The sequence below is a fragment of the Nocardiopsis sinuspersici genome (genome assembly GCF_001998325.1).
Taxonomy (GTDB): Bacteria; Actinomycetota; Actinomycetes; order Streptosporangiales; family Streptosporangiaceae; genus Nocardiopsis; species Nocardiopsis sinuspersici.
In genome coordinates this window covers 4,249,245-4,275,938 of sequence record NZ_MCOK01000001.1, presented here as the reverse complement: position 1 = coordinate 4,275,938, position 26,694 = coordinate 4,249,245, and the positions used below count along the sequence as shown (strand labels likewise).

Genomic DNA, 26,694 nt, shown 5'->3' with positions numbered 1-26,694 from the left:
GGGCCCGTCCGCGTCCGGGCTCAGTCCACCATGGGCTCGATGTTGATCTGCGTGGGGTCCGCGTTGAGCTTGTGGCTCAGGAGGAGCGTCTTCGGGCTCTCGCCGTCGCGCAGGATGAACACCAGCTCCCCGCTCGCCGTGGCGCCGGGGCCGATACCGGCCTGGTCCCACAGCGGCTGCTCGACCTCGCGCCGGGACGGCTTCTCGGCTTCGCGGGTCTCCTCGAAGCTGGTCGACATGCGCTGCTCCTGGTAGTCGAACGCCAGCAGCTCGTCGCTGACGTTGGACATCTCCAGCTCCACCACGCAGTACTCCGCGTTCGTCTGGAGCTCGGAGCGGATGTTGTGCTTGCGCAGACCGCAGGTGACCTCGTTGACGTAGTACTGGACCATGCGGTCGGACGACGCCCCCGACACGTCGTCGGGCACCCCGGTGGACGCCGAGTCGCCGGGGTCGCCTGCCCCGGCCTCGCCGTCGGGCTCGGAGTCCTGGGCGTCCGGCTGCGTCTGCTCCGCGGTGTCCCCCTGGGAGCCCCCGTCGTTCCCGGAGAAGGGGGATCCGCTGAAATCCATCAGCACGCCCATCAGGACCACCAGCGCCACCAGCAGGGCCACGGCGCCCAGCACCATGGCGACGATCACGCCCCTGCGCCGGTTGGGCGCGGCGGGCCGGTGCGGAGGCGGCGGCACCGGAGGCACGTACGGCTGCGGGCCGGGCCTGTTCGCCTGCTGGTCGGACGGGGGGACCATCGGGATCGGCCCGGTCGAGGCCGGGTGCTGTCCCGGGGGAGGGATGGAGGCGGACCGGGGGTGCTGGATCTGGCCGCCCGGTGGCGGGCCGCCCTGCACCTGGCCGCCCTGCATGTGGCCACTCGGCGGCGGACCGCCCGGGTGGGCGCTCTGGTGGCCCGGCGGCGGCCCCTGCGGGCGCGGGAAGTTGCCCGTCTGGTGGGCGGGCGGAGGCATGGGCGCGGGCGGCGCGGCCTGGTACTGGCCGGGGCCCGGCCGACGCATGTCGTTCCTGACCTGGTGCGCGGGCGGTCCCTGCTGGGGATAGGGCATCCCGGGCGGCATGGGGGGCAGGTTCGGCCGCCACGACTGGTGCAGCGCGTTCGACACCATGTCGTTGGGGTTGGTGTTCTCCTCCCCGCCCGCCAGCTCCAGCAGCAGGTCCTGCGCGGTGGGGCGGCGGCCCGGCTCCTTGGCCAGCGCGCGCAGCACAAGGCGGTCCAGCGGACTGTCCAGGGCGCCGATCTGCGGTTCGGCGAACAGCACCCGCTTGCCCAGCGTCATGGCGTCGCCGTTGCCGAAGGGGTGCGTGCCGTTCCCGGCGAAGGCCACCAGGCAGCCCCAGGCGAAGATGTCCGCCGAGGTGGTGACCTGCTCCTCCAGCAGTTGCTCGGGCGCCATCCACCCGGGGCTCCCCATGACGATGCCGGTCTGGGTGTGGTTCGTGGCGGTGTTCATGGCACGGGCGATGCCGAAGTCGATCACCCGGGGTCCGGAGAGCGACAGCAGCACGTTGGCGGGCTTGAGGTCGCGGTGGACCAGCCCGGTGCGGTGGATGGCGGCCAGGGCTGCGGCCACGCCCAGCGCGAAGCCGTGCAGGGTCGAGGAGTCCAGCGGTCCGTGCTCGGCGATGTGCTCGGCCAGCGCGGTGCCCGCGATGTACTCGGTGACCATGTAGGGGCGGTTCTCGAACGTCCCGTGGTCGAGCACCTTGGCCGTGCAGAAGGAGGCGACCTTGCGGGCGTTCTCCATCTCGTCGCGAAAACGCGCCCGTGTCGCCTCGTCGAAGGCGAGCTCGGGGCGGATGACCTTGATGGCTACCTGGTTGTTCTTCTCCGGTGTACTGCCGAGGTAGACGGTGCCCATGCCGCCGCTCCCCAGCTTCCCGGACAGCACGTAGGGACCGATGGTCGCCGGATCTCCGGCGGCCAGCGGTTCCAGGTTCTTCGGGAGCCCATCCGACGGCAAGCGACCCTCCCCGACGGTGTCCAAACTCCGCCTTGCCCCAAGGTAGCGGTGTTTGTGCCCGGTTTCCCACTCACAGGCCTGGTTGGGCCGTTCTGGGGGCGGGCGGTGACTGACATGACAGTGGTAACGATCCCCGGATCGCGGTGGTGGTTCCCGATTCCCTCCGGCGACGGTGTCGGCGCTGGTAAGGAGTGGTGAACACACCGGCGCACCCGGTGGGGTACGTGTTCACGCAAGGTGGGGGTTCCTTTACGATTGGGGACTCGTGACCGTTAATACCACCGTAACCGTGCGGGTCCCCGCGAAGGTGAACCTCCAGTTGGCGGTGGGGCCCAGACGTGAGGACGGGTTCCACGACCTCGTCAACGTGTTCCACGCTGTCTCGTTGTTCGATGAGGTTACCGTCCGGGAGGCCCCGCCGCGTCAGCCGAACCCCTCCGGCGCCGGAGAATCCGCGTCATCGGGGGCGGACACGGGCGTGTCCGTGACGGCGGCCGACCCGCCGGAGGCGTCCGCCTGCGCCGGGCTGACCGCGGGCGGCGGCCTGGGGTCCCACCTGGCCCGTGTGCCCCTGGACGAATCCAACCTGGCCGCGCGCGCCGTGGCCCTGCTGGCGGAGCGGACCGGCCGGGGCTCCCCGGTCACGGTCCACCTGGACAAGCACATCCCGGTGGCGGGAGGCATGGCCGGGGGGAGCGCGGACGCCGCGGCCGCCCTGCTGGCCTGCGACCGCCTGTGGGGCTGCGACCTGCCGCCGCGGACCCTGGCCGGGTACGCGGCGGACCTGGGCAGCGACGTGCCCTTCGCGCTGATGGGAGCCACCGCGGTGGGCATGGGGCGCGGGGAGATCCTGCGTCCGCTGGCGGCTCCGGGGAGGCTGCGCTGGGTCTTCGCGCTGTCGCCGCACGGGCTGTCCACGGCCAGCGTGTTCGGTGAGTACGACCGCCTCCGTCCGGACGCCCCCGAACCCCGTCTGGACCCGGCGCTGGCCACCGCGCTCGCCGGCGGCGACCCCGCGGCCCTGGGGGCCGCGCTGACCAACGACCTCCAGGAGGCGGCGCTGTCGCTGCTGCCGGAGCTGGAGCGGACCCTGAAGACGGGCAGCGGCGCGGGCGCCCTGGGCGCGCTGGTGTCGGGGTCGGGGCCCACCTGCGCGTTCCTGGTCGGCGGCGTGGACGAGGCCGAGGCCGACGGGCGCGAGGCCGCCGTGGTGGCCGAACTGGAGGGCAGCGGCCTGTGCGAACAGGTCGTTTCGGCGTACGGGGACGTCCCCGGAGCCACCGTTCTGTGAGGTAAATCACCCCGGGTCCTCCCGTGGCGCGGGCGCTTCCGCCCATTGACCTCAATCTTTGTTGAGGTTGAACACTGAGGGGCATGACGACAGCAGCCGCCCTCTCGCGCTACGCCGACCTTCCCGCCCTCATCGGACTCATGGAGGGTGACGAGAAGCACACGGAGGCCGCCCACTCCACGCTCGACGTGGTGTGGGTGCTCTACGACCGTGTGCTGGCAGTCACCCCCGACACGGCCGAGGCCCCTGACCGCGACCGGTTCCTGCTCTCCAAGGGCCACGGGCCCGCCGCCTTCTACGCCGTGCTCGCGGCCAAGGGCTTCCTGGACGTGCCGACCCTGCGGAGCTGGGCCGCCTTCGACTCCCCGCTCGGCCACCACCCCGACCGGGTCCTGGTGCCCGGCGCGGAGATCGGCAGCGGGTCCCTCGGACACGGGCTGCCCCTGGGCCTGGGCACGGCGCTCGGCCTGCGCGCCCAGCGGATCCGCCGGCCCGACGGCGCCGAGCCCCGCGTGGTGGTGCTCGTGGGCGACCGCGAACTCCACGAGGGCAGCAACCACGAGGCCATCGCGGTCGCCGGCCGCATGGGCGCGGACAACCTCACCGTCGTCGCCGTGGACAACGCCTCCTCCGGCCACGGGTGGCCCGGCGGGATCGGCGCGCGCTTCGGAGTCGAGGGCTGGGAGGCCCGTGACGTGTCCGGACGCGACCACGACGCCCTGTACGAGGCACTCACCCGCCCCCACGCCGGACGGCCGCTGGCCGTCGTCGCCCGCGTCCGTCCCTAGGAGAGCTTCCGATGAACATGCGTGAGACCTTCGCCGCCACCGTCGACCGGGCCATGGACGAGGACCCGCGGGTCGCCGTCGTGCTGGCCGCCATCTCCACGGAGATGTTCCGTGCCCCCGCCTCCCGGCACCCGGGCCGGGTGATCGACGTGGGCATCCGGGAACAGGCCATGATCGGCGTGGCCGGAGGACTGGCCCTGACCGGGATGCGGCCGATCGTGCACAGCTACGCGCCGTTCCTGGTGGAGCGGCCCTTCGAGCAGGTCAAGCTGGACCTCGGCCACCAGGACGTCGGCGCCGTCCTGGTGAGCATCGGCGCCTCCTACGACGCCTCCGGGGCTGGACGCACGCACCAGGCCCCCGGTGACGTGGCCCTGTTCGACAGCCTGCCGGGGTGGACGGTGTACGCGCCCGGCCACCCGGACGAGGTGCGCGACGCCCTGGCCGCCGCGGTCCCGGGGGAGCACCGCGTGTACGTGCGGCTGTCGGAGGAGGCCAACCGGGCGCCGATGCCCGTCAGCGGGCGCCTCAGCGTGCTGCGGACGGGCTCGCCGCGCTCGGCCGGGGTGGTGGTGGCCGTCGGTCCGATGCTGGACCGGGTGCTGGAGGCGACCGCGGACCTGGACGTGACCGTCGCCTACACGGCCACCGTGCGCCCGTTCGACCGGGAGGGGCTGAGCGCGCTGGCCGGGGCGGCGGGCAACGCCGACGTGCTCGTGGTGGAGCCCTACCTGAGGGGAACCTCCGCGCACGAGGTGGCCGGGGCGCTGGCCGACCGCCGCCACCGCCAGTTGGGGCTGGGGGTGGCCCGGGAGCACGAGGTGCGCTCCTACGGGACCCCGGCCCGGCACGCGCGGGTCCACGGGCTGGACGCGGAGGGGATCGCCAAGGCCGCCAGGGACTTCTTCCTGGTCTAGGGGCTGCCCGGATCCGTTGCTGGTGTGGCTGGAGTGCTCCAACCCCGGATGATCTTGTACTTATAGCGAGGTTCGACGGTCGAACCTCGCTATAAGTACAAGATCACGGCGGGTGAGGGCGGGCCGGTGCACCCTTTCCGGTCACCGCACTGAGGGGAAGGTCCTGCCAGACCCGCCCGGGGCCTTGCGCGGTGCGGCCCCGGGCGTCCTCGTGTCCGGCCGCGCGTTACTTCACAGCGCCCATCGACAGGCCTCGCACCAACTGTCGTTGGGCCGTCCAGCCGACCACCACGATGGGCAGCGACGCCATGACGGCCGCCGCCGAAAGCTGTGCCACGAACAGGCCCTCACTGGTGATGAAGCCGGTCAGGAACACCGGGACCGTGGAGGCCTGGGCGGCGGTGAGGTTCACCGCGAAGAAGAACTCGTTCCAGGCGAAGATCATGCAGATCAGAGCGGTCGCCGCGATTCCCGGGGCCATGACCGGCATCATCACCGACCACAGGACACGCGGCAGGCCCGCGCCCTCCACCCTGGCGGCCTCCACGATCGCCTTGGGCACCTCCAGGAAGAACGAGCGCAGCATCCACACGGCGATGGGCAGGTTCATCGCCGTGTACAGCACGACCAGGGTCCACACGTTGTCCAGCACCGAGAGGTAGGCCGCCGCGACGTAGATCGGCAGCACGACCGCCACCACCGGCAGCATCTTCGTCGAGATGAAGAAGAACAGCACGTCCTGGGTGCGCTTGACCGGGGCGACCGACAGCGCGTAGGCGGCGGGCAGGCCGAGCGACAGCACCAGCAGCGTGGACGCCAGGGTGGCGATCAGCGAGTTGCCCAGGTACGGAAGGAAGTCGGCGCCCAGGACGGTGGAGAACCGGTCGAGCGTCGGCTGGAAGAAGAGCGTCGGCGGATCGGTCGCGGCCTGGTTCTCCTCCTTGAAGGCGGTCAGCACCATCCACAGCACCGGGGAGACGAACAGCAGGCCGATGGCCCAGGTGAGCACGGTGAGGACGGTGCCGCCGGCCCGGGGACGGCGCTTCCGGCGCGGCGTGTGCCCGGCGGGGGCGGCTCCCGCTTCCGCGGGGCGCCGGGGGGCTTGGGCGGTCACGATCGCGCCTCCTGTGCGTTCATGAACGTGCGGAAGATCAGCCGCAGGGCCAGCATCGCCAAGATGATGGTGCCGACCACCACCACGACGCCCATGGCCGCCGACTGGCCGATGTCGAACCCGAGGAAGGTCCGCTGGTAGATGTAGAAGGGCAGGTTGGAGCTGGCGGTGCCGGGACCGCCCTGGGTCATCATGTAGATCGTGTCGAAGGTGTTCACCACGTAGATCGATCCCAGCAGTACACCCAGCTCGATGTAGCGGCGCAGGTGCGGCAGGGTGATCCAGGCGAACATCTGCCACCGGGACGCGCCGTCGACCTGGCCCGCCTCCAGCACGTCGGCGCTCTGGCTCTGCAGACCCGCCAGGACCAGCAGCATCATGAACGGCGTCCACTGCCAGACCAGCGCGACCACCACCGACAGCAGCGGCGCCTGTGAGATCCAGTCGAACGTGTCGATCCCCAGCGGCGACAGCAGGAAGTTCACCAGGCCGAACACCGGGTTCAACATGATGTGCTTCCACAGCAGCGCCGTGGCCACGGGCAGCACCAGGAACGGGGTGACGACGAGCGTGCGCACCACGCCGCGCCCCCAGAACCTCCGGTCCAGCAGCAGCGCCAGCCCGGTGCCCAGCAGCATCGCCACCACGACGCAGGAGGCGGTGATCAGCACCGTGTTCCCCGCGGCCGCGAGGAACTGCCGGTCGGTGAACACCGACACGTAGTTGGCCAGGCCCACCCACGCCTGGGAGTCCGGCCGCAGCAGGTTCCACGACCGCAGTGAGTAGACGATCGTCGCCAGGAACGGCAGTTGGGTGACGACCAGCATGAACACCAGCGCGGGCAGGAGCGGCGCCCGGCGCGCCCATCCGGCCGCGCGTGCGCTCCGCCTCGGCCGCGGGCGCGGGGACGGTGCCGTGGGCGCCTCGCGCGCGGGCGCGGTCGCAGCACTCATCGGTTCTCCTCCTTGTAGGCCTCACCGACGGTCTCGGCGTACTCCTGGCTCTGTTCGAGGGCCTCCTCGACGGTGATCTGTCCGGCCACGGCCGCGCTGAGCTGTTGGCTGACCCGCGTGCCCAGGTCCTGGAACTCGGGGATGGCGAGGAAACCGATGCCCTCATAGGGGACCGGGCGCGTACCCGGATCCTCGGGGTCGGCCCGGCGGATGCCTTCGAGCATGGGCTCGGCGTAGGCCTCCGAGACCTCCTGGTACCCGGGAGCGTCGAACGTGGAGAGCCGGTTGCCGGGCGGTACCCGCTCCCAGCCGTACTCCTCGGCGACGGTGCGGACGTACTCCTTGTCGGTCATCCACTCCAGGAACTCCCATGCCTCCTCCTTGTGCTCGGAGGTGGAGGGGATCGCCAGGGACCAGGTGTAGAGCCAGCCGCCGTAGCCGGTCTCGGCCACCGGGGCCGGGGCGTAGCCGTTGAGCCCGGCCACGACACTCGCGCCCTCGTCCTCGATCGTGCTGACCATGGCGGTGGAGTCGTAGAACATGGCGGCCCGGCCCTGCGCGTAGTGGTTCAGGCAGTCACCGAACCCGCTGTTGGCGGCGCCCGGCTGGCCGTGCTCGCGTGCCAGGTCCACGTAGAACTCGGCCGCGCGGTGGAACTCGGGGGAGTCGAGCTCGGCGTTCCAGTCCTCGTCGTACCAGCGGCCGCCGAAGGTGTTCAGGAGGCTGTTGAACGGGCTGAGGACCTCGCCCCAGCCCGCGAGGCCGCGCAGGCAGATCCCCGAGACGCCGGGTTCCACACCGTCGAGCTCGGCGGCCAGCCCGGCCACCTCCTTCCAGGTGGGGTTCTCCGGCATCTCCACACCGGCCTTCGCGAACAGGTCCTTCCTGTAGGCGAGGAAGGAGGACTCGCCGTAGAAGGGCACCGAGTACATGTGGCCCTCGTAGGACAGGTCCTCCCGGATGGAGGGGATGAAGTCCTCGTGGTCGTAGCCCTCGGAGGAGTCGATGAGGGGCTGCAGGTCCGTCAGCCAGCCGTACTCGGCCCACTGGCGGGTCTCGTAGTTGCTGATCATGACGACGTCGAACGCGTCCGAGCCGGTCGCCACGGAGACGGTGATCTTGGCGCGGGCCTCGTTCTCCGGCAGGGACACGAAGTCGACCTCGATGCCGGGGTGCTGCTCGAGGAACTGCGACTGGAGGGAGATCGCGTCCTGCATCTGGGGATTGGACACGATCGCGACGGTCAGGTGGGCGGCGCCTCCCTCGGAGAGGGGGGCGCCGGCTCCGGCGCACCCCGTGAGCAGCAGTCCGGTGGCGGCCACGGCGGTCGTGCGGGTGATGGAGGTGGTGTGCACGATGCTGTCTCCCGGGGTTCAGGCGGTCGCGTCGGGGACGACCTGGATCTTCACCCCGGCACCCGAGCGCATCATGGACAGCGCCTCGGGGAACTTCTCCAGTGACAGGGCGTCCGTAAGCAGCGGAGCCGTCTCCACCGCTCCGGTGCTGATGAGGTCCACGGCCGCGCCGAAGCTGTTCAGTACGGCCATGGAGCCCACGATGGTGACCTCGTCGTTGTAGACGCGAAACGGCGAAAGCGACACCCGGGCCTCGGCGTCGGCGACCCCGAAGACCAGCAGGCGCCCTCCCCTCCTCAGGGAGGTGAAGGCCGCCTCGATGGCCTGGGGAGCGCCCGTGACGTCCACCGCGGCGTCGAAGCGCTCGTCGGCCAGGTCGGCCGTGTCGGTCGCGGTGGCGTGGGCGCCCAGGTCGGCCGCGATGGCCAGGCGGCGGGTGTTGCGGTCGACCACCGTGACGCGCGCGCCGGAGCGCTGGAGCAGTTGCTGGAGGAGCAGGCCCATGGTTCCGGCACCCACCACCAGGAAGCGCTCGCCGACCTCCACCCCGATGCGCCGCACTCCGTGGACCGCGCAGGACAGCGGCTCCGCGAGGGCGCCCTCGCGCATGCTCATCGAGTCGGGCATGCGGTGGCAGTTGGCGGCGGGGACGGCCACGTACTCGGCGAACGCGCCGTCGACGGTGTCGCCGATCGCACCCCAGTGGGCGCACAGGTTGCCGCGTCCGGCGCGGCAGTACCCGCAGTACCCGCAGAACAGGGAGGGGTCCACGGCTACCCGGTCGCCCGGTCGCAGGTCCCCCGGAGCGTGGTCGCCGACGGCGGTGACCGTTCCGGCGAACTCGTGTCCCGGTACCAGCGGGTAGGGGCTGGGCGGGAACTCCCCGTCGGCGATGTGCAGGTCGGTTCCGCAGATCCCGCAGGCGCCGACCCGGACCACCACGCCGTCGGAGGCGGGGCGGGGATCGGGGCGGTCGCCCACGGCGAGGGAACCCGGTTCGGTGATGATGGCGGCACGCACGTCTGGGACTCTCCTGGAGGGTTTGTTTGCTCGTTTGAGCGGTGATGATCACATATGTTCAGCTCATTGAAAGCCCAAGGGGAACACGGTGTCAATGGAAGGAGCACAATCGAGTACACTCCTGCACATATGAGCGAGCGGCGTGGTGACGTTCAGGAGACGGGCCCGAGCGGCCCCGCGGAGATGGTGCGGCTCGCCGCGATCGCCCGCAGGTTCTACCTGGACGGGCGGTCGAAGGTGGAGATCGCCGAGGAGTTCGGGCTGAGCAGGTTCAAGGTCGCCCGGGACCTGGAGGCCGCGCGCGCCAGCGGGATCGTGCGTATCGACATCCGGTTGCCCGCGCGGCTGGACGGGGACCTGTCCGAGCGCATGAGCGCGGCCTTCGGCCTGCGCCGGACGATCGTCGTGGAGGCCTCGGAGGACTTCCTGGAGACGCGCCGGGCACTGGGGTCGGTGGTGGCGCGGCTGCTGTCGGAGATCGTGCGGCCCGGCGAGGTGCTGGGGCTCGCCTGGAGCAGGGCGCTCCAGACGATGGGCGCCGACATGGTCGAGCTGCCGCGGTGCACGGTGGTGCAGTTGAACGGGGTGCTCTCCGAACACGCCGAGGGAGGCGGATCGGTCGAGACGGTGCGCCGGGCGGCGGCGCTGGCGGGCGGGCCGGCGTACCCGATCTACGCGCCGCTCATCCTGCCCGACGCCGCGACGGCGGCGACCCTGCGGGCCGACCCGGGCATCGCGTCGGCGTTCGCGCACTACGACCGGCTGACGACGGCCGTGGTGGCGATCGGCGGCTGGGACGAGCGGAACTCGACCGTCTTCCAGGCCCTGGACGCGGACTCGCGTGCCCGGTACACGGAGCTGGGCGTGTGCGCGGAGATGTCGGCTCAGCTCTTCGACGCCGAGGGACGGCAGGTGCACAGCGACCTGGACGAGCGCGTCATCAGCGTCCGCGCGGAGCAGTTGCGCGAGGTGCCGGAGGTGGTGGCGGTCGCGGGGGCCGGGGACGAGGCGAAGGCCAGGGCCGTCGGCGCGGCGCTCAGGAGCGGGCTGGTCTCGACGCTGGTGACGGACAGCGCGGTGGCCCGGCTGCTGCTCGACGAGGAGCCGCCGGGGTAGGAGCGGGCGAGGAGACCGTGAGCAGGGCGGTCCACGGGTTCTCATGGCCCCGCACGAGGTGGCCGGGGGCCGGCCGACCGCCGCCACCGCCGGCTGGGGCCGGGGCGGCCCGGGAACACGGGGTGCGCGCCCACGGACCCCGGCCCGGCACGCGCGGGTCCACGGGCTGGACGCGGAGGGGGTCGCGGGACCGCCAAGGCCGCCGGGGACTTCCTCCCGGTGCGGTCCCCGGTCCGGGGAAGCGGGGCGCCGCCCCCCCGCGAGGGGCTACGGTTTCCCCATGAATCATCGGCAGGACCTCGCGGCGCGTCACCCCGACGTCCGGTTCGTCCGTATGGCGCCCGGAGAGCACGGGCGGGGCGCGGTCTGGAAGATCACCCCGAAGGGCGCGGACAGCCCCGTCATGTACGCCCGCACCGACGAGCAGGCCGACCGGTACGCCGAGACCCTCACCCGGCTGCCGCAGCCCTGACCCCGGCGCTCCCGCCCGTCGGCGCCGACGCGTTCGGCGACCCCTGGACACGGGGACGGACACCGGGGCGGCCGGGACGCGCGGAGGCGTGCCCACGGGGTGGGGCGGCCCCGGCGCACGGTCCGCCGGGCACGGCGACGGTCCATGCACCACGGCACTGCCGCCACAATGGATACTGATGAATCTGGTCAATCTTCAGGACGTGTCCCTGGCCTACGGGCCGCTCGTGCTCCTCGACAAGGTGTCGCTCGGTGTGGAGGAGGGTGAACGCATCGGCGTGGTCGGCCGCAACGGCGGCGGCAAGTCCACGCTGATCTCCGTGCTCGCCGGCATCACCGCACCCGACTCCGGGCGGGTGGTGCACAACCGCGGACTGCGCGTCGGCTTCCTGCACCAGCGCGACACCTTCCCCGACACCACGGTCGGTGAGTTCGTCCTGGGCGACCGCGCCGAGCACGAGTGGGCGGGCGACGCCCGCATCCGCGACATCCTGCGCGGCCTCCTCAGCGGCTGGGAACTGGACACCCCCATGAGCGGCCTCTCCGGCGGAGAGCGCCGCCGCTCCGGCCTGGCCAGGCTCCTGGTCGACGACCACGACCTCATCATCCTGGACGAGCCCACCAACCACCTCGACATCGAGGGCATCGCCTGGCTCGCCGAGCACCTGCGCGGCCGGCCCGAGTCGCTCGTGGTCGTCACACACGACCGCTGGTTCCTGGACGCCGTCACCGTCCGCACCTGGGAGATCGTGCGCGGCACCGTCGAGCGCTACGAGGGCGGCTACGCCGCCTACGTCCTGGCCAAGGCCGAGCGCGAGCGCCAGGCGGCCGCCGCCGAGGAGCGCCGCCAGAACATCATGCGCAAGGAGCTGGCCTGGCTGCGCCGCGGCGCCCCGGCCCGCACCTCCAAGCCCAAGTTCCGCATCGAGGCGGCCAACCAGCTCATCGCCGACGAGCCGCCGGTCCGCGACACCGTCGAACTCGTCCGCTTCGCCAGCTCACGGCTGGGCAAGACCGTCATCGACCTCAAGAACGTGTCGGTGTCCGTCCCCGACCGTGTCCTGCTCGACCACCTCACCTGGCAGCTCGGGCCCGGCGACCGGGTCGGCCTGGTCGGGGTGAACGGCGCGGGCAAGTCCACCCTGCTCAAGATCCTCGCCCGGGAGCGCGAGCCCGACTCCGGCGGTGTCCGCACCGGCCGGACCGTCAAGCTCGCCCACCTGTCCCAGAACATCGTCGAACTCGACCCCACGCTCCGCCCCCTCCAGGCGGTCATGGAGGTCCGCGAGCACATCACCATCGGCAAGCGCGACTACACCGCCAGCCAGATGCTGGAGCGGTTCGGGTTCCGGGGCGAGCGCCAGTGGACCCCGATCGGCGACCTGTCCGGCGGCGAGCGCCGACGGCTCCAGTTGCTGAGGCTGCTCATGGACGAGCCCAACGTGCTGCTGCTGGACGAGCCCACCAACGACCTGGACATCGAGACCCTCACCGAGCTGGAGGACCTGCTCGACGGCTGGCCGGGCTCCCTGGTGCTGGTCAGCCACGACCGCTACTTCCTGGAGCGCATCACCGACCGGGTGATGGCCCTCATGGGCGACGGCAGCCTGGCGTTCCTGCCCGGCGGCGTGGACGAGTACCTGGAGCGACGCGCGCGGAGCGCGGGAGGGGACACCCTGCCGCAGGGCGCCTCCGAGGCGTCCGCGTCGGACACCGCGCCGGAGCGGCCCGCCGTGTCGGCGGCCGAGCGTCGCGCCGCGCAGAAGGAGTTGCAGCGCGTCGAGCGGCGCATGGACCGCATCGCCAAGCGCGAGGCGGAGCTGCACGAGCTGATGGCCGCCGCGGCCGACGACTACGCCAGGCTCGCCGAGCTCGACGCCGAGGCCAAGACCCTGGCCACCGAACGCGGTGAGCTGGAGGAGGTCTGGCTGGAGCAGGCCGAGGTCGTGGACGAGTAGACGGCCCTTCGCGCACGAACAAGACCTGTCGGTTCCGGCATGGGGGATCGTTCGGTCGGGGTCGGCGAAAACGGCCGGCCCCCTTTCGCGCGCCCCGAGGACCCTTCGACTGACACGGTCCGGCCTGTGGCGGCCCCGGCACGCGTCCTCGCCCGCCGGGGCCGTGGCACGTGTGATCGAATCCGCTCTTCCGGGGGAGAATCCCACCACGGACGCGTGTGCTTCCCGACACCCCGGCGGAAGCGCCGCGCGCCGAGTGGAGCATCCCCGAGAAGGCAGGAAGTGAACGCGATGATCCCCCCGAGCCTGGACGAGATCCCCGTGACGCTGATCGACGGGCGTCAGACGACGTTCGGCGAGTGGTCCGGCAAGGTGAGGCTGGTGGTCAACGTCGCCTCGCGCTGCGGCCTCACCCCGCAGTACGCGCGGTTGGAGGGGTTGCAGCACCGGTACGGCGGGAGGGGCTTCACCGTGCTCGGCTTCCCCAGCAACCAGTTCCTCCAGGAGTTCGGCAACGAGAGGAAGATCGCGGCGTACTGCGCGACCACGTGGGGCGTCACGTTCCCCATGATGGCCAAGGTGAAGGTCAACGGCAGGAACCGCCACCCCCTCTACGCCGCGCTCGCATCGGTCCCCGACGGCGAGGGCAGATCCGGGAGGGTGCGGTGGAACTTCGAGAAGTTCCTCGTCCTCCCCGACGGCACCGTCCACCGCTTCCACCCCGGCACGGTGCCGGACGATCCCGGGATCGTCGCGCTCATCGAGGAGTCGCTCCCCGGGGGGAGGGAGTAGCCGGTCGTCCGGGCGCGCCCCGGCGGCCCGGTCCGGTACGGGCCGCCGGGCCCGACACCGCCGGTCAGTCCACCTGGTCGGCGAAGACACCCGCGATCTTCCGGGCGCCCTCCTCGTTGGGGTGGATGTCCGGGCCGCGCTCGCCGTCGCACATCCACGTGTGGTCGCAGATGTTCTGGAGGTTCGCCGGCATCCCGGTGCCACTGCCCTCGGGCACCTCTCCGTTGGTCGACTCGAAGGCGGCGCCCACGTCCGCGACGTCGATCCCCTCGGCCTCGTAGGCCTCGGTGAGGATCTCGTTGACCTCGGTGAGGGTCTGCACCGACTCCTCCGCGAGCCCGCTCCGCGCCTCCTTCTCGGGGAAGACCTCCTTGGCCTCCTCGGCGGCGGCCGACGCCTGGTGCGCGGGGTCCTCGTCCAGCAGGAGGAAGGCCAGGAACGGGTTGTAGTAGGTCATCCCGACGATCTGCGTGTCGGGGCCGGCCGCCGTGCGCAGCCGCTCGGCGATCACGGGGGCCTCCTTCTCCAGCCGGTCCAGGCCCTCGTCCACGCACTCGGAGTCGATGTCGACGTCCTCGGAGTCCGGGGCCCTGCCGTCGGGGGAGTTCACGCCCCGCACGCAGTCGGTGAAGTTGTTCGCGCCGATGGTGAGGGTCACCAGGTCCACCTGGCCCTCGTGCCCGGCGAGGAAGGCCTCGGCCTCCTCAAGCTGTGAACCGTGCTCGTAGCGCTTGTCGCACTTGGGGATGCCGCCCTCGATGAAGGTGGTCGTGTCCTCGCCGCCGCAGCCCATCCGCTCGTGCCGCAGCCCGGGGTCCTCCTCGCGCAAGGTGCGGTACAGGAAGTCGGTGTACCCCTCCGAGGTCTGCCGGGGGTGGCCGTTCTCGTCGGGCTGCACGCCCACGGCCAGCGAGTCGCCCAGGGACAGGTAGTGGTCCTTCCCGCCGCCGTCCCCATCGCCCCCGCCGCCGCCACCGCCGGAGCCGCCGTCACCGCCGCCCGCGCCGCACCCCGCCGCCAACACGGCCGCGGCCGCCGCCGCCACCCACCGGACTCGCACGTGTTCCCCCCACGGATCGACTGCGCGTACCGGGGTTGGGACTACCCAGGGGCGCGGTCCCCACGCGAGGCGGCCGTGCGTCGTACGGCACACGGCGGCCCCGCCTCCCGCCGAACACGCGGGGACGGGGTGGGGGAACGGGTGGGAGGGGAGGTGCCCCCAGGCCGGGGACGGCGCCGGTCAGCGGACCTGTTCGGCGAAGACCTCCGCGATCTCCTTCGCGCCCGCCTTGTTGGTGTGGATGTCCGGCCCCCGGTCGGTGTCGCACATCCACGTGTGGTCGCAGATGTTCTGGAGGTTCACCGGCATCCCGGTGTCGCTGTCGGCGGGAACCTCCGCGTTGGTCGACTCGAAGGCGGCGCCCACGTCCGCGACGTCGATCCCGGCCGCGGAGTAGGACGCGGTGAGCGACTCGTTCAGCCGTGTGAGGGTGTCCACCGCCCGCTCCGCGAGCTCGTCGCCGCCGGTCGCCTCGGCGTCGGGCCCGGCCGTCGCCCCGGCGGACCCGGCGGGTTCCCCGTCCAGCAGCAGGAGCGCCAGGAACGGGTTGTAGTAGGTCATCCCGACGATCTGCGTGTCGGGGCCGGCCGCCGCGCGCAGCCGCTCGGCGATCACGGGGACCTCGGTCTCGACGCGCTCCAGCCCGTCGGCCACGCACTCCTCGTTGATCCCGACGTCCTCGGGGAGGTCGGCCCCGCCGCCGGGGTCCCGTACGCCCTCCACACAGCTGGTGAAGTTGTTCCCGCCGATGGTGAGGGTCACCAGGTCCACCTGGCCCTCGTGCCCGGCCAGGAACGCCTCGGCCTCCTCAAGCTGTGAACCTTGCTCGTAGCGCTTGTCGCAGTCGGGGAGCCCGCCCTCGACGAAGGTGGTCGTGTCCTCGCCGCCGCAGCCCATCCGCTCGTGCCGCAGCGTGGAGTCGGAGTCGTACAGGGTGCGGTAGAGGACGTCGGTGTACCCCTCCGAGGTCTGCCGGGGGTGGCCGTTCTCGTCGGGCTGCACGCCCACGGTCAGCGAGTCGCCCAGGGACAGGTAGTAGCCCGGGGCGGCCGCCGCCTCCTCGCCGTCGCCACCGCCGCACCCCGTGGCCAGCACGACCACGGCCGCCGCGGCCGTCCACCTTCTCATCAGTGATCTCCAAAGCCCGGAAGTGGTTCGCGCCCGGACGCGGGCCCGGTGAGGGACGGGTACCGCCCGACTACCCTTGCGGACCGCCGGGACCCCTGTCGAGGGGCACCAGAAGGCATCTCAGTAACGATGCCAGCCGCTCACGGTCCTCGTCGGGCATCGGGGCCAGGAGGCTCTCCTCGTAGCTCACCAGGGACGCCAGGGCCGCGTCGATGCGCTCGGCGCCCTGCCCGGTCAGCCGCACGAGCACCCCGCGCTTGTCCGCGGGGTCGGGGCGCCGCCGCACCAGCCCGGCCGCGGCCAGCCGGTCCACCCGGTTGGTCATGGTCCCAGACGTCACCAGCGTGGCGCGCAGCAGCCGACCGGGGCTCAGCTCGTACGGGGGCCCGGAACGGCGCAGCTCGGCCAGCACGTCGAACTCCCACGGTTCCAGGGAGTGCTCGGTGAAGACCGTGCGCCGGGCACGGTCCAGATGGCGCGCGAGCCGGGACACCCGGCTGAACACCTCCAGGGGTGTCACATCCACGTCCGGGCGTTCGGAGCGCCACGCCTCGATCAGCCCATCCACTTCATCGCGCATGGGGACAGCATATCTCTTGACATCAAGATAGTGGGGCGGGTATGCGCACATACCCGCCCCACCGTCGGCGGAAGCCGGAGGGTCAGCCCGACCTGCGCCTCCTGTTCTGCTTGTTCTGCAACCTGGGCTTGGGCTCCAGGCTCGACAGCCCGTTCCAGGCCAGGTTGACCAGGTGCGCCGCGACCACCTCGCGCTTGGGCTTGCGCACCTCCAGCCACCACTGGCCGGTCAGCGCCCACATGCCCACCAGGGCCTGGGCGTACATGGGCGCGAGTGCCGGGTCATAGCCCCGCTCGGCGAACTCGTCGACCATGATGTGCTCGACCTGGCTGGCGATGTCGTTGATCAGACTGGCGAAACTCCCCGTGCCGGAGGCCACGTGGGAGTCGCGGGTCAGCACCCGGAACCCCACCGTGTTCTCCTCCACGTAGCGCAGCAGGGCCAGGGCCGCGTTCTCGATCTTGTTCCGCGCGCTGTCGGCGGTGAGGGCCTCGCCCATCATCCCCAGGAGGACGCGCATCTCACGGTCGACCACGACCGCGTAGATGCCCTCCTTGCCGCCGAAGTGCTCGTACACCACGGGCTTGGACACACCGGCCCGTGCCGCGATCTCCTCGACGGAGGCCGCGTCGAACCCGCGTTCGGCGAACAGCTCCCGGCCGATCTCCACAAGCTGTTGCCGACGCTCCTTGCCCGTCATGCGCTTGCGGCGCACGCGGACCTTGTGATCGCTGTCGGCTACTCCCATGATGGCTACCGATCCTAGGGGCTGACCCGCTTGGCGGCGAGTCGCTCGTTGTTGGGCCAGCGGACCTTGGAGGCCCAACCGAACTTCTCGAAGAACCAGATGACGCGGGCGGAGATGTCGATCTGCCCCTTGAGCACGCCGTGGCGCGCGCAGGTGGGGTCGGCGTGGTGCAGGTTGTGCCAGGACTCGCCGAAGGACGGGATGGCCAGCCACCACACGTTGCGGGAGCGGTCGCGCACCTCGAAGTTCTCCTCGCCGATGGTGTGGCAGATGGAGTTGATCGACCAGGTGACGTGGTGCAGCAGGGCGACGCGGACCAGGCTCGCCCAGAAGAACGCGGTCAGCGCGCCCCACCAGGACATGGTGACCAGTCCGCCGACGAGGGCCGGAGCGCCCAGGGAGAAGAGCACGATCGGCAGGAACAGCTTGTCGACGAGGACGATGTCCTTGTCCTTGAGCAGGTCGGGGGTGAAGCGGCGCGGCGAGGTCTTCTTCTCGTCCAGGTACATCCACGCCATGTGCGCGTAGTACAGGCCCTTGGCCACCGACTTCCAGTCGTCGCCGAAGCGCCACGGCGAGTGCGGGTCGCCGTCGGCGTCGGCGTACTTGTGGTGGCGGCGGTGGTCCGCGACCCACTTGATGACGCTGCCCTCGATGGCCAGGGAACCGGCGACCGCGAGAGCGATGCGCAGCGGGCGCTTGGCCTTGAACGAGCCGTGGGTGAAGTGCCGGTGGAAGCCGACCGTGATGCCCAGTCCGCTGATCACGTAGAAGACCGCGGCGATGGCGATGTCGGTGAGGCTCAGTCCCCAACCCCAGAAGAAGGGCACCGAGGCCAGGAGCGCGATCAGCGGCACGAACACGAACGCGAAGACCGTGTAGCGCTCGGCCCTGCCCCGCGGTTCGGGCTCGTACTCGGGGATCGGTTCGCGCTTTCTCTCACTGTTCATGGTCGGCAACTCGGGAGCAGCGGTCATGGGTTCTTCCTCGCCATCAAGCCGTCAGGCAGCGTAGTCGCGGTCAGGACGGCGTCCGATGGGGTGCGTGGGCACCCGTCGCGACGACCCAACCTATTCCTACGTAACCGTAACCTACGACCCCGTAGGTTTGGCAAGCTCCACACGAGAGGCGCTATCTTGGTTGCTGGCGTACGGGTGAGGCACGTTCCCACCCAACGCGTTCCCGGATGATGTAATCGGCAGCATGTGGGGTTTTGGTCCCCATCGTCCAGGTTCGAGCCCTGGTCCGGGAGCCCTGACGGCTTCGCGTTCGCGCAGGTGAGCGGCCGCGACGCGTGCGAGGAGCGAAGACGAGGCCCCGCGCGGTCGGACCGCGCGCGTGGGCGGCGCTTCGCCCGCCCCCGCCGTACCGGCCCGGGGCCGGCGGCGGGCCCCTCGCCCCGGCGCGCGCACGGGCGGCGCGTCCCATCTCACACACTTCCCACCTGGCGGCCCGGAAAGCCGGAGCCACCGGCGGACGGGCCCCTCGGCCCCGGTCCGCCCCGGCGCGACGCGCCCGCTGAGCGCGGGTGACGCACATGTATCCTTCCCATGTCGGCCGCTGGTCATCCGACGGCCGCCCGTGCGGCATGCCGGGTCGCGCCGCCGAAGGGCGAGCCGACAGTTCAGTCACCAGATATTCACGAGGGGTCCCCTTCTGTGAGCGTGAACCGTCCGGCTGCCGTCATCGTCCTCGCGGCGGGCGAGGGCACCCGAATGAAGTCGAAGCTTCCCAAAGTTCTTCACGAGCTCAACGGCCGCAGCATGCTCGGCCACGTGCTCGCGGCGGCGCGAGAACTCGACCCCCAGAACTCGGTCGTGGTCGTAGGACACGCCCGCGACCAGGTCAGGGCACACCTGGAGGTGGTCGCCCCCGAGGCCACCACCACGGTCCAGGAGGAACAGAACGGCACCGGACACGCCGTGCGCATGGCGGTCGAGGACCTGGCCGCCAGAGGCACCGAGCTCAGCGGCACCGTGGTCCTGACCTGCGGTGACACCCCGCTCCTGCGCGGCTCCACGCTCTCCGAGCTCGTGGCCGCCCACGAGAAGGAGGGCAACGCCCTCACCGCGCTCTCCGCACGTGTGCCCGACCCCCACGGCTACGGCCGCATCGTCCGCGACGAGGACGGCGACTTCACCGAGATCGTCGAGCAGGCCGACGCCACCCCCCGGCAGCACGCGATCGACGAGATCAACTCGGGCATGTACGCCTTCGACGGCGCGCTGCTCTGCGAGGTCGTCCAGCGCCTGTCCACCGACAACGCCAAGGGCGAGGAGTACGTCACCGACGCCGTCGCCCTGCTGCGCGGTGACGGGCACCGGGTCGGGGCCTGGGTCGCCGAGGACTGGCACGAGGTCCAGGGAGTCAACAACCGCGTCCAGCTCTCCGAGGCCCGCCGCGTCCTCAACGACCGCCTGCTCGCCGAGCACATGCTCGCCGGGGTCACCGTCGTCGACCCCGCCACCACCTGGGTGGACGCCCAGGTCACCATCGGCCGCGACGCCGTGCTCGAACCCGGGACCCGGCTGCTGGGCGCCACCGCCGTCGGCGAGGACGCGGTGGTCGGCCCCCGCGCGGACCTGAGGGACACGGTCGTCGGCGCGGGCGCCACGGTGAGCGAGACCACCGCGGACCGGGCCGAGATCGGCCCCGGGGCCACGGTCGGCCCCTACACCTACCTACGGCCGGGCACCCGCCTGGCCGAGCGGACCAAGGCCGGTGCCTTCGTCGAGGTCAAGAACTCGAACATCGGCACCGGATCCAAGATCCCGCACCTGACCTACGTCGGGGACGCGGACATCGGCGAGAGCAGCAACATCGGCTGCTCCTCGGTGTTCGTCAACTACGACGGGGTCAACAAGTCCCGGAGCGTCATCGGCGACCACGTCAGGATCGGCAGCGACAACACCATCGTCGCCCCGGTCCGCGTGGGCGACGGCGCCTACTCCGGTGCGGGGACCGTGGTCCGCGACGACGTGCCGCCAGGCGCGCTGGCGATCTCCGAGGGACACCGCCAGCGCAACGTCGAGGGCTGGACCCGGCGCAAACGCCCCGGGACGGCCTCCGCCGAGGCGGCGGACAAGGCCGATCGGCACAGAGCCGACGAAGAGCAGTGACTGTGGGGGAGAAACACGTGACCGGGATGAAGGCCACCGGCCAGAAGAACCTGATGCTGTTCTCGGGGCGCACGCACCCGAGCCTGGTCGAGGAGGTCGCGAAGGAACTGGGGATCGACGTGGTCCCCACCCGGTTCGACACCTTCGCCAATAGCGAGATCTTCGTGCGCTACCTGGAGTCGGTGCGCGGCTGTGACGCCTTCGTCATCCAGCCCCACTTCGACCCGGTCAACGAGTCCATCATGGAGCACCTGATCATGGTGGACGCGCTCAAGCGCGCGTCGGCCAAGCGGATCACCGTGGTCACGCCGTTCCTCGGGTACGCACGCCAGGACAAGAAGCACCGCGGCCGCGAGCCGATCTCGGCCCGTCTGGTGACCGACCTGTTCCGGACCGCGGGCGCGGACCGGATGATGGCCGTCGACCTGCACACCGACCAGATCCAGGGCTTCTTCGACGGGCCGGTGGACCACCTGTTCGCGCTGCCGATCCTGGCCGACCACATCGCGGGCCGGGTCGACCCGTCCGGGATCACCGTGGTCTCCCCGGACGCGGGCCGTGTGCGCACCGCCGACCGCTGGGCCGACCGGCTCGGCTCGCCGCTGGCGATCATCCACAAGCGCCGTGACCCGGACGTCGCCAACCAGGTGAAGGTCCACGAGGTCGTCGGCGAGGTCGAGGGCCGCACCTGTGTGCTGGTCGACGACATGATCGACACCGGCGGCACCATCGTGAAGGCCTCCGAGGCGCTGTTCGAGCAGGGCGCGTCCAAGGTCCTGGTGGCCGCCACGCACGGCGTGCTGTCGGGGCCGGCGGCCGAGCGCCTCCAGAACTCGCGGATCTCCGAGGTGATCATCACCAACTCGCTGCCCGTCCCCGAGGAGCGCTCCTTCGAGAAGCTCACCCAGCTCTCGATCGCCCCGCTGGTGGCCCGCGCCATCAGCGAGGTCTTCACGGACGGCTCCGTGACGAGCCTGTTCGAGTAGGTCCGACGGGCGGGGCGGGCGCCCCGCCCCGGGCCGTACGGGCCGGGTTCCGCCGGTGCGTCCCGCCTGCGTGGACCCCCTCCGGCCTCGCCCCGCGGCGGGCCTCCCCGCCCTGTTGCTCCGTGGCTGCCCAGGCGTGCCTGTGCACCGTCTGCGTACGGGCGGAGGACCTGGCGCCGGGGTCCGTGCTGCTTCCGGCCGGGTGCGCCGAGTACGTGCACTGACCGCGGGCGGACGGGCCCGCTCGGCCGGGGCCCTCCGAGCGGGGGAGGGGGAGAGTACGCGGGGGGTGTTCGGAGTCGTCAGCGGAGCCATTAGACTTGGCCGAGTGTCCCCGTGCCCAGGCGGAGTCCGTGAGGCTGCGTGTGAAAGTACGGGCAGGGGTGCGCGACGAGCGTTCCCGGGCCGGGCGGGTCCGGTGGCGGCTCGCCGGGCACGCCTGGAACCAGGACGGTTGCGTCCCCCGAACCGCGGGGTGACCCCGCCGCATTCCCCGCCGAGGGCGGGAATCGTTCGTACTACTGGAGTCGTGTTCCCCGTGCTGCGGGGTTGAACCCGAGGAGTTTTGTCGTGTCCGAGGTACGTATCGCTGCCGAGCCCCGCACGGAATTCGGCAAGGGCGCCTCCCGGCGCGCCCGCCGCGCGGGTAAGGTGCCGGCCGTCCTCTACGGCCACGGCACCGAGCCCCGCCACCTGAACCTGCCGGGCCACGAGCTCATGCTCGCCCTGAAGACCCCCAACGTCCTCATCCGTCTCGACGGTGTGGACAAGGACAACCTGGCCCTGCCCAAGAGCGTCCAGCGCGACGCCATCAAGGGCTTCCTGGAGCACGTCGACCTGCTGGTCGTGTCCAAGGGCGAAAAGGTTGAGGTCGAGATCCCGGTCCACCTGACCGGTGAGGTCAAGGCGCCGGGTGTGCTCACCCAGGAGCTCGTCACCGTGGCCGTCGAGGCCGAGGCCACCCACATCCCCGAGGGTGTGGACGTCGACGTCGAGGGTCTGGAGGTCGGCACCACGAAGACCGCCGCCGACATCAAGCTGCCCTCCGGCACCGTTCTGGTCACCGACCCCGAGACCATCCTGCTGACCGTCTCCGCGCCGCGCGTCTCGGACGAGCCGGAGACCAGCGAGGAGGCCGCCGAGGGCGAGGCCACCGAGGAGGCCGCCGCCGAGTAGGGCGGTCGCGTCCCCAGATCGCACGAACGCGCGGTTCCCGTGGAGGGGCCGCGCGTTCGGCGTGTCGGTAGCCGTGTCGGTAGGGTCGTGTCCCATGGGGAACTGGTGGAGCAGGCTGTTCGGCGGCGGCGCGGGCGGAGGAGAGGCCGGCGGCGAGAACGCCGGTGGGAAGAACGAGGACATGGCTGAGACCGAGCGCTGGCTCGTCGTGGGACTGGGCAACCCCGGGCCCAAGTACGCCGGGAACAGGCACAACGCCGGCTTCCTGGTGGTGGACGCGCTCGCCGGGGGTGAGCGCTGGAAGGCGCACAAGGCGCACGCCGAGGTGGTGGAGACCCGCCTGGACGGTGTGCCGGTGGTGCTGGCCAAACCGCGGAGCTTCATGAACCTGTCGGGCGGCCCGGTGGCCGGGCTGGCCCGGTTCTACAAGGTGCCCGTCGAGCGGATCGTCGTGGTGCACGACGAGATGGACATCGACTACGGCGCGCTCAAGCTCAAGAAGGGCGGCGGCCCCGGCGGGCACAACGGCCTGAAGTCGATGACCGCGTCCCTGTCCAGCCCCGACTACGTCCGGGTGCGCTTCGGTGTGGGCCGCCCGCCGGGCCGGACGGACCCGGCCGCGTACGTGCTCAAGGACTTCTCCTCCGCCGAGCGCGCCGAACTGGACCTGAACGTCGAGCGTGCCGCCGACGCGGTCCGCACCGTCCTCACCGAGGGCCTGGGCCGGGCGCAGAACATCTACCACACCGTCGCCTGAGCCGTCCGGACCGGGAGGGACGGTACTCCCGGCCCGGACGGGGCCGTGCCCGCCGACGGCGGGCACGGCGGGCCGCTCTCAGCGCGGGGCCGCTCGGCTACCAGTCGCGACCGGCCCAGGGCGGGGGACCCCACCCGTGGTCGTCCCCGGCCTCCAGGAGGGTGGACTTCAGGGCGAAGTAGGAGGGCTTGGGCGTGAACTGCCCGTCCATGATCGTCGCGGAGCCCTCGCCCTCGAAGAACACCGGCACCCAGGAGTACTTGTCGGTGAAGCCCCAGATGGTGAAGGAGCCGCAGCCCTCCACGCCCAGGCACGCCGAGAGCGCCTGCTCGTAGTAGTCGGCCTGCTGCTCCAACTGCTCCGGGGTCGGCTCCCCGCTCTCCGGAAGCCGCATGCGCACGTCCACCTCGGTCAGGGCGGTGCCCAGGCCCAGGTCGTCGAAGCGCTGCAGGTTCTCCTCAAGACTCCCGGGGAAGCCGTACTGGGTGCTCAGGTGCACCTGGGCGGAGAACCCGTGCACCGGCACGTCGTCCGCGAGCAGTTCCCGGATGAGCTCGTAGTAGGCGTCGCTCTTGGCGTTGACGTCCTCGACGCCGTAGTCGTTGAAGTACAGCTCGGCCGACGGGTCGGCCTCGTGCGCCCAGCGGAAGGCGTCGGCGATGATCCCCGGGCCGAGCTCGCGGATCCAGATGTTCTCCTCGGTGCGCAGCTCGCCCGACGAGTCGAAGATCTCGTTGGCCACGTCCCACTGGTCGATCCGGCCCTCGTAGCGACCGACGACGGTGGTGATGTGGTCGTGCAGGATCTCGCGCAGCTCCTCGTCGGTGAAGTCGCCCTCCTCCAGCCACGCGGGGTTCTGGCTGTGCCAGAACAGCGTGTGCCCGCGCACGTCCTGGCCGTGGCGCTCGGCGAACTCCACGATGGCGTCGGCCATCCCGAAGTCGTACTCGCCCCGTGCGGGGTGGATGTACTCCCACTTCATCTGGTTCTCGGCGGAGACCGAGCTGAAGTGGCGTGCCAGGAGTTTGCGGTACTCCTTGTCCGAGGTGAAGGGGTCGGGGTAGTCCTGTTCGAGGTGGTGCCCGCCGCCCGCGACGGCGGTGCCGATGACGAGGTCGTCGGGCGCGGCCCAGCGCAGTGTGCCGGGCTTGGCGTGCCCGGGGTGGTTGTGGCCCCGGTGGTCGGGGGCCGGGTCGGCGGACGCCGGAGCGGCCAGGGGTATCGACAGCGCCGCCGCGGCGAGGGTGGCGGTGATGAGGCGGACCGGCTTCATGGGGGGCTCCAGTTCTCGCATCTACGGAAGTTCCGGAAGATTCCGTAACATGTGGGAAATGGACACTAGGCTGTTGACGTGCGAAGCGTCAAGGTCCGGCCGTATCGGTGTACCGGCCCGCCGCCCGTGCTCGTACCCTGAGTGAGTACAAGGGAGGACCAGTGGCCGACAGCCCGTCACGAGACGTCACCATCTCCGCCATCGCCGCCGAGGCAGGCGTGTCCGCGCCGACGGTGTCGCGCGTCCTCAACGGCCGGGGCGATGTGGCCCCCGCCACGCGAGAACGCATCGAGACCCTGATCAGGGTCCACGGCTACCGGCGCCGCGGCAGCCGCCCCCGGGAGCGGATCGGCCTGCTCGACCTGGTCTTCAACGACCTGGACAGCCCGTGGGCGGTCGAGATCATCCGCGGCGTGGAGGACGCCGCACACACAGTGGGCACGGGCATCGTCGTCTCGGCCATACACCGCAGGGCCAGTTCGACACGCCAGTGGCTGGAGAACGTGCGCTCGCGAGCCAGCGACGGCGCCATCCTCGTGACCACGGACTTGGACCCCGCCCTACAGGCGGAGCTGGGGGAGCTGCACGTGCCCGCCGTGGTCGTCGACCCGGTCGGCGTCCCGGACCTGGCCACGCCCACGATCGGCGCCACCAACTGGGCCGGGGGCCTGAGCGCCACCGAGCACCTGATCCACCTCGGGCACCGCCGCATCGCCCTCGTCGCGGGCCGCCCCGAGCTGTGGTGCAGCCGCGCCCGGCTCGACGGGTACCGGGCCGGGCTGGAGACCGCGGGACTGGCCGTCGACGACGAGCTGGTGATACCGGGGGAGTTCGGCTACGAGTCCGGTTTCCGGGCGGGGGAGCGACTGTTCGACCTCGCCGATCCGCCCACGGCCGTGTTCGCGGCCAGCGACCAGATGGCCCTCGGCGTCTACGAGGCGCTGCGGCGGCGGGGCCTGCGGGTCCCCGGCGACGTCAGCGTGGTGGGTTTCGACGACCTGCCGGAGGCGCGCTGGTCCTCGCCGTCGCTGACCACGGTGCGCCAGCCGCTGTCGGACATGGGCCGGCTCGCGGTGCGCACCGTGCACAGGCTCGTGCAGCACGAGACGATCGAGAGCCCGAGGGTCGAGCTGGCGACCGAGCTCGTCGTCCGGGACAGCACCGGACCGCCGCCGTGAACCGCCGCCCACGGCGGCGGTGAGAGGGCGACACGGTTCGCACGGGTTCGTTGACACCGCGCCGCGGTGCTCTTTAGGCTGCCTTTACCTTCCGGAAGCTTCCGGAACAACCCCCCCGCTCTCCGTGGCCAAGGAGACCTGTGTGACCATCCCTCGCGGACGTTCCCGAACACGGGGCCGCCTTCTGACGACCCTGATCACCCTCGGACTCGCCTTGTGCGTCGCGACTCCGGCAAACGCCCTCCCGTCACCCTCCACCACCCTCAACGGTCGCGCTCCGCGCGCGGAGTCCCCCTCTTCGTCGCCCTCCACCTCCAAGGGTCCCGCCACCCCCGACATCGTCGACTCGACGCGGCGGGGCGGCCGGGCCGTGGCGCTCACCTTCGACGACGGGCCCGACCCCCGCAACACGCCCCGGTTGCTCGACGTGCTGCGCGAGCACCGCGTCAAGGCCGTGTTCTGCCTGTGGGGAGACCACGTGCGCCAGCACCCCGACATCGTCCGGCGGATCGCGGCGGACGGGCACACGCTGTGCAACCACACGATGAGCCACGACGACATGAGCACCTGGTCGGCGGAGGACGTCCGCGCGGACCTGCTGGAGACCAACGCGGCGATCCGTGAAGCGGTGCCGCACGCCCGCGTCCCCTACTTCCGGGCGCCCTACGGAGCCTGGGGCCGGACCCCGGAGGTGGCCGCGGGACTGGGCATGCAGCCGCTCGGCTGGAGCCTCGCCGTCGAGGACTGGGTACCGCCCGGAACCGACGTACTCCTCCGGCGCCTGGAGGAGGGCGTGAGGCCCGGGTCGGTGGTGCTCCTGCACGACGGAGGAGGCGACCGCGGCCAGACGGTCGCCGCCGTGGCCCGACTCATCCCGGCCCTCGAATCCGACGGCTGGCACTTCACCCGCCCCGCGCGGCGCGGGTAGTCCCCGCGGA

At 71.4% G+C, this 26,694-nt stretch carries 24 protein-coding genes; 13 read left to right on the top strand and 11 right to left on the bottom strand.

From position 1 onward, the window contains the following. Positions 1–20: 20 nt before the first annotated feature. Positions 21–1,976 carry a serine/threonine-protein kinase gene (locus NOSIN_RS18485; RefSeq protein ID WP_077691953.1) on the bottom strand — a complete coding sequence of 652 codons (1,956 nt, stop codon included), beginning with the start codon at positions 1,974–1,976 and terminating at the stop codon, positions 21–23. Positions 1,977–2,265: 289 nt separating this feature from the next. Between NOSIN_RS18485 and NOSIN_RS18480 the strand changes: the two genes are divergently transcribed. The 3 genes from NOSIN_RS18480 (at position 2,266) to NOSIN_RS18470 (ending at position 4,972) form a co-directional block, all read left to right on the top strand. Next, positions 2,266–3,267, top strand: coding sequence for a 4-(cytidine 5'-diphospho)-2-C-methyl-D-erythritol kinase (locus NOSIN_RS18480; protein WP_236743394.1), 1,002 nt, complete (start codon positions 2,266–2,268; stop codon positions 3,265–3,267). An 83-nt stretch (positions 3,268–3,350) separates the two neighbouring features. Continuing rightward, entirely contained in the window at positions 3,351–4,055 is a 705-nt protein-coding gene (locus NOSIN_RS18475; RefSeq protein WP_077691951.1) for a transketolase, read from the top strand. A 17-nt stretch (positions 4,056–4,072) separates the two neighbouring features. Further along, positions 4,073–4,972 carry a transketolase family protein gene (locus NOSIN_RS18470; RefSeq protein WP_077693653.1) on the top strand — a complete coding sequence of 300 codons (900 nt, stop codon included), beginning with the start codon at positions 4,073–4,075 and terminating at the stop codon, positions 4,970–4,972. A gap of 226 nt (positions 4,973–5,198) precedes the next feature. Here the strand turns inward: NOSIN_RS18470 and NOSIN_RS18465 are convergent, their stop codons facing one another. From NOSIN_RS18465 to NOSIN_RS18450, 4 genes are read right to left on the bottom strand one after another with little or no spacing between them, the layout of a single operon-like run. Further along, positions 5,199–6,086, bottom strand: coding sequence for a carbohydrate ABC transporter permease (locus NOSIN_RS18465; protein WP_077691950.1), 888 nt, complete (start codon positions 6,084–6,086; stop codon positions 5,199–5,201). Then, a complete protein-coding gene (locus NOSIN_RS18460; RefSeq protein WP_077691949.1) occupies positions 6,083–7,039 on the bottom strand; it encodes a carbohydrate ABC transporter permease in 957 nt (318 codons plus the stop codon). The genes NOSIN_RS18465 and NOSIN_RS18460 overlap by 4 nt, the downstream gene beginning before the upstream one ends. After that, a complete protein-coding gene (locus NOSIN_RS18455; protein ID WP_077691948.1) occupies positions 7,036–8,394 on the bottom strand; it encodes an ABC transporter substrate-binding protein in 1,359 nt (452 codons plus the stop codon). The genes NOSIN_RS18460 and NOSIN_RS18455 overlap by 4 nt, the downstream gene beginning before the upstream one ends. Positions 8,395–8,412: 18 nt before the next feature. Beyond that, positions 8,413–9,414 (bottom strand): zinc-dependent alcohol dehydrogenase family protein, encoded by a 1,002-nt coding sequence (locus tag NOSIN_RS18450; RefSeq protein ID WP_077691947.1) that lies wholly within the window; start codon positions 9,412–9,414, stop codon positions 8,413–8,415. A gap of 183 nt (positions 9,415–9,597) precedes the next feature. On the opposite strand from NOSIN_RS18450, the gene NOSIN_RS18445 reads away from it, so the two are divergent. The 4 genes from NOSIN_RS18445 (at position 9,598) to NOSIN_RS18430 (ending at position 13,751) form a co-directional block, all read left to right on the top strand. Beyond that, complete coding sequence (locus NOSIN_RS18445) at positions 9,598–10,530, top strand: sugar-binding transcriptional regulator (RefSeq protein ID WP_077693652.1); 933 nt, start codon at positions 9,598–9,600, stop codon at positions 10,528–10,530. A gap of 280 nt (positions 10,531–10,810) precedes the next feature. Beyond that, positions 10,811–11,002: a hypothetical protein gene (locus NOSIN_RS18440; protein ID WP_077691946.1), complete on the top strand. Its 192-nt coding sequence runs from the start codon at positions 10,811–10,813 to the stop codon at positions 11,000–11,002. 178 nt (positions 11,003–11,180) lie between these two features. After that, positions 11,181–12,959: an ABC-F family ATP-binding cassette domain-containing protein gene (locus NOSIN_RS18435; RefSeq protein ID WP_077691945.1), complete on the top strand. Its 1,779-nt coding sequence runs from the start codon at positions 11,181–11,183 to the stop codon at positions 12,957–12,959. A 291-nt stretch (positions 12,960–13,250) separates the two neighbouring features. Next, entirely contained in the window at positions 13,251–13,751 is a 501-nt protein-coding gene (locus tag NOSIN_RS18430) for a glutathione peroxidase (RefSeq protein WP_077691944.1), read from the top strand. 64 nt (positions 13,752–13,815) lie between these two features. Here the strand turns inward: NOSIN_RS18430 and NOSIN_RS18425 are convergent, their stop codons facing one another. From NOSIN_RS18425 to NOSIN_RS18405, 5 genes are all read right to left on the bottom strand, one after another. Further along, complete coding sequence (locus NOSIN_RS18425; RefSeq protein WP_077691943.1) at positions 13,816–14,796, bottom strand: SGNH/GDSL hydrolase family protein; 981 nt, start codon at positions 14,794–14,796, stop codon at positions 13,816–13,818. A 195-nt stretch (positions 14,797–14,991) separates the two neighbouring features. After that, complete coding sequence (locus tag NOSIN_RS18420) at positions 14,992–15,939, bottom strand: GDSL-type esterase/lipase family protein (RefSeq protein WP_077691942.1); 948 nt, start codon at positions 15,937–15,939, stop codon at positions 14,992–14,994. Between the two features lie 70 nt (positions 15,940–16,009). Beyond that, on the bottom strand, positions 16,010–16,519 hold the full coding sequence (locus NOSIN_RS18415; RefSeq protein ID WP_077691941.1) for a MarR family winged helix-turn-helix transcriptional regulator: 510 nt from the start codon (positions 16,517–16,519) through the stop codon (positions 16,010–16,012). A gap of 82 nt (positions 16,520–16,601) precedes the next feature. Then, positions 16,602–17,267 (bottom strand): TetR/AcrR family transcriptional regulator, encoded by a 666-nt coding sequence (locus NOSIN_RS18410; protein WP_171986608.1) that lies wholly within the window; start codon positions 17,265–17,267, stop codon positions 16,602–16,604. Positions 17,268–17,281: 14 nt separating this feature from the next. Then, positions 17,282–18,244, bottom strand: coding sequence for an acyl-CoA desaturase (locus tag NOSIN_RS18405; RefSeq protein ID WP_077691940.1), 963 nt, complete (start codon positions 18,242–18,244; stop codon positions 17,282–17,284). Positions 18,245–18,925: 681 nt separating this feature from the next. Between NOSIN_RS18405 and glmU the strand changes: the two genes are divergently transcribed. The 4 genes from glmU (at position 18,926) to pth (ending at position 23,305) form a co-directional block, all read left to right on the top strand. Continuing rightward, positions 18,926–20,386, top strand: coding sequence for a bifunctional UDP-N-acetylglucosamine diphosphorylase/glucosamine-1-phosphate N-acetyltransferase GlmU (glmU, locus tag NOSIN_RS18400; RefSeq protein WP_077691939.1), 1,461 nt, complete (start codon positions 18,926–18,928; stop codon positions 20,384–20,386). Positions 20,387–20,403: 17 nt separating this feature from the next. Then, the gene (locus NOSIN_RS18395) at positions 20,404–21,372 is read left to right on the top strand and encodes a ribose-phosphate diphosphokinase (protein ID WP_077693650.1); all 969 of its coding nucleotides are present in this window, start codon (positions 20,404–20,406) and stop codon (positions 21,370–21,372) included. A gap of 570 nt (positions 21,373–21,942) precedes the next feature. Further along, the gene (locus NOSIN_RS18390; protein ID WP_077691938.1) at positions 21,943–22,548 is read left to right on the top strand and encodes a 50S ribosomal protein L25/general stress protein Ctc; all 606 of its coding nucleotides are present in this window, start codon (positions 21,943–21,945) and stop codon (positions 22,546–22,548) included. Positions 22,549–22,642: 94 nt separating this feature from the next. Beyond that, complete coding sequence (pth, locus tag NOSIN_RS18385) at positions 22,643–23,305, top strand: aminoacyl-tRNA hydrolase (protein ID WP_077691937.1); 663 nt, start codon at positions 22,643–22,645, stop codon at positions 23,303–23,305. Between the two features lie 97 nt (positions 23,306–23,402). Here the strand turns inward: pth and NOSIN_RS18380 are convergent, their stop codons facing one another. Then, positions 23,403–24,578, bottom strand: a complete 1,176-nt coding sequence (locus NOSIN_RS18380; RefSeq protein WP_077691936.1) for an endo-1,4-beta-xylanase — start codon at positions 24,576–24,578, stop codon at positions 23,403–23,405. A 161-nt stretch (positions 24,579–24,739) separates the two neighbouring features. Between NOSIN_RS18380 and NOSIN_RS18375 the strand changes: the two genes are divergently transcribed. Next, positions 24,740–25,756, top strand: coding sequence for a LacI family DNA-binding transcriptional regulator (locus NOSIN_RS18375; RefSeq protein WP_077691935.1), 1,017 nt, complete (start codon positions 24,740–24,742; stop codon positions 25,754–25,756). Positions 25,757–25,898: 142 nt separating this feature from the next. Continuing rightward, entirely contained in the window at positions 25,899–26,684 is a 786-nt protein-coding gene (locus NOSIN_RS18370) for a polysaccharide deacetylase family protein (protein WP_236743393.1), read from the top strand. Positions 26,685–26,694: the final 10 nt, after the last annotated feature.

Coding starts and splice junctions, on each gene's coding strand:
- NOSIN_RS18475 (WP_077691951.1), top strand. CDS start 3,351: ATGACGACAGCAGCCGCCCTCTCGCGCTACGCCGACCTTCCCGCCCTC.
- NOSIN_RS18430 (WP_077691944.1), top strand. CDS start 13,251: ATGATCCCCCCGAGCCTGGACGAGATCCCCGTGACGCTGATCGACGGG.
- NOSIN_RS18415 (WP_077691941.1), bottom strand. CDS start 16,519: ATGCGCGATGAAGTGGATGGGCTGATCGAGGCGTGGCGCTCCGAACGC.
- NOSIN_RS18380 (WP_077691936.1), bottom strand. CDS start 24,578: ATGAAGCCGGTCCGCCTCATCACCGCCACCCTCGCCGCGGCGGCGCTG.
- pth (WP_077691937.1), top strand. CDS start 22,643: ATGGGGAACTGGTGGAGCAGGCTGTTCGGCGGCGGCGCGGGCGGAGGA.
- NOSIN_RS18435 (WP_077691945.1), top strand. CDS start 11,181: ATGAATCTGGTCAATCTTCAGGACGTGTCCCTGGCCTACGGGCCGCTC.
- NOSIN_RS18410 (WP_171986608.1), bottom strand. CDS start 17,267: ATGGGAGTAGCCGACAGCGATCACAAGGTCCGCGTGCGCCGCAAGCGC.
- NOSIN_RS18460 (WP_077691949.1), bottom strand. CDS start 7,039: ATGAGTGCTGCGACCGCGCCCGCGCGCGAGGCGCCCACGGCACCGTCC.
- NOSIN_RS18470 (WP_077693653.1), top strand. CDS start 4,073: ATGCGTGAGACCTTCGCCGCCACCGTCGACCGGGCCATGGACGAGGAC.
- NOSIN_RS18445 (WP_077693652.1), top strand. CDS start 9,598: ATGGTGCGGCTCGCCGCGATCGCCCGCAGGTTCTACCTGGACGGGCGG.
- NOSIN_RS18440 (WP_077691946.1), top strand. CDS start 10,811: ATGAATCATCGGCAGGACCTCGCGGCGCGTCACCCCGACGTCCGGTTC.
- NOSIN_RS18420 (WP_077691942.1), bottom strand. CDS start 15,939: ATGAGAAGGTGGACGGCCGCGGCGGCCGTGGTCGTGCTGGCCACGGGG.
- NOSIN_RS18405 (WP_077691940.1), bottom strand. CDS start 18,244: ATGACCGCTGCTCCCGAGTTGCCGACCATGAACAGTGAGAGAAAGCGC.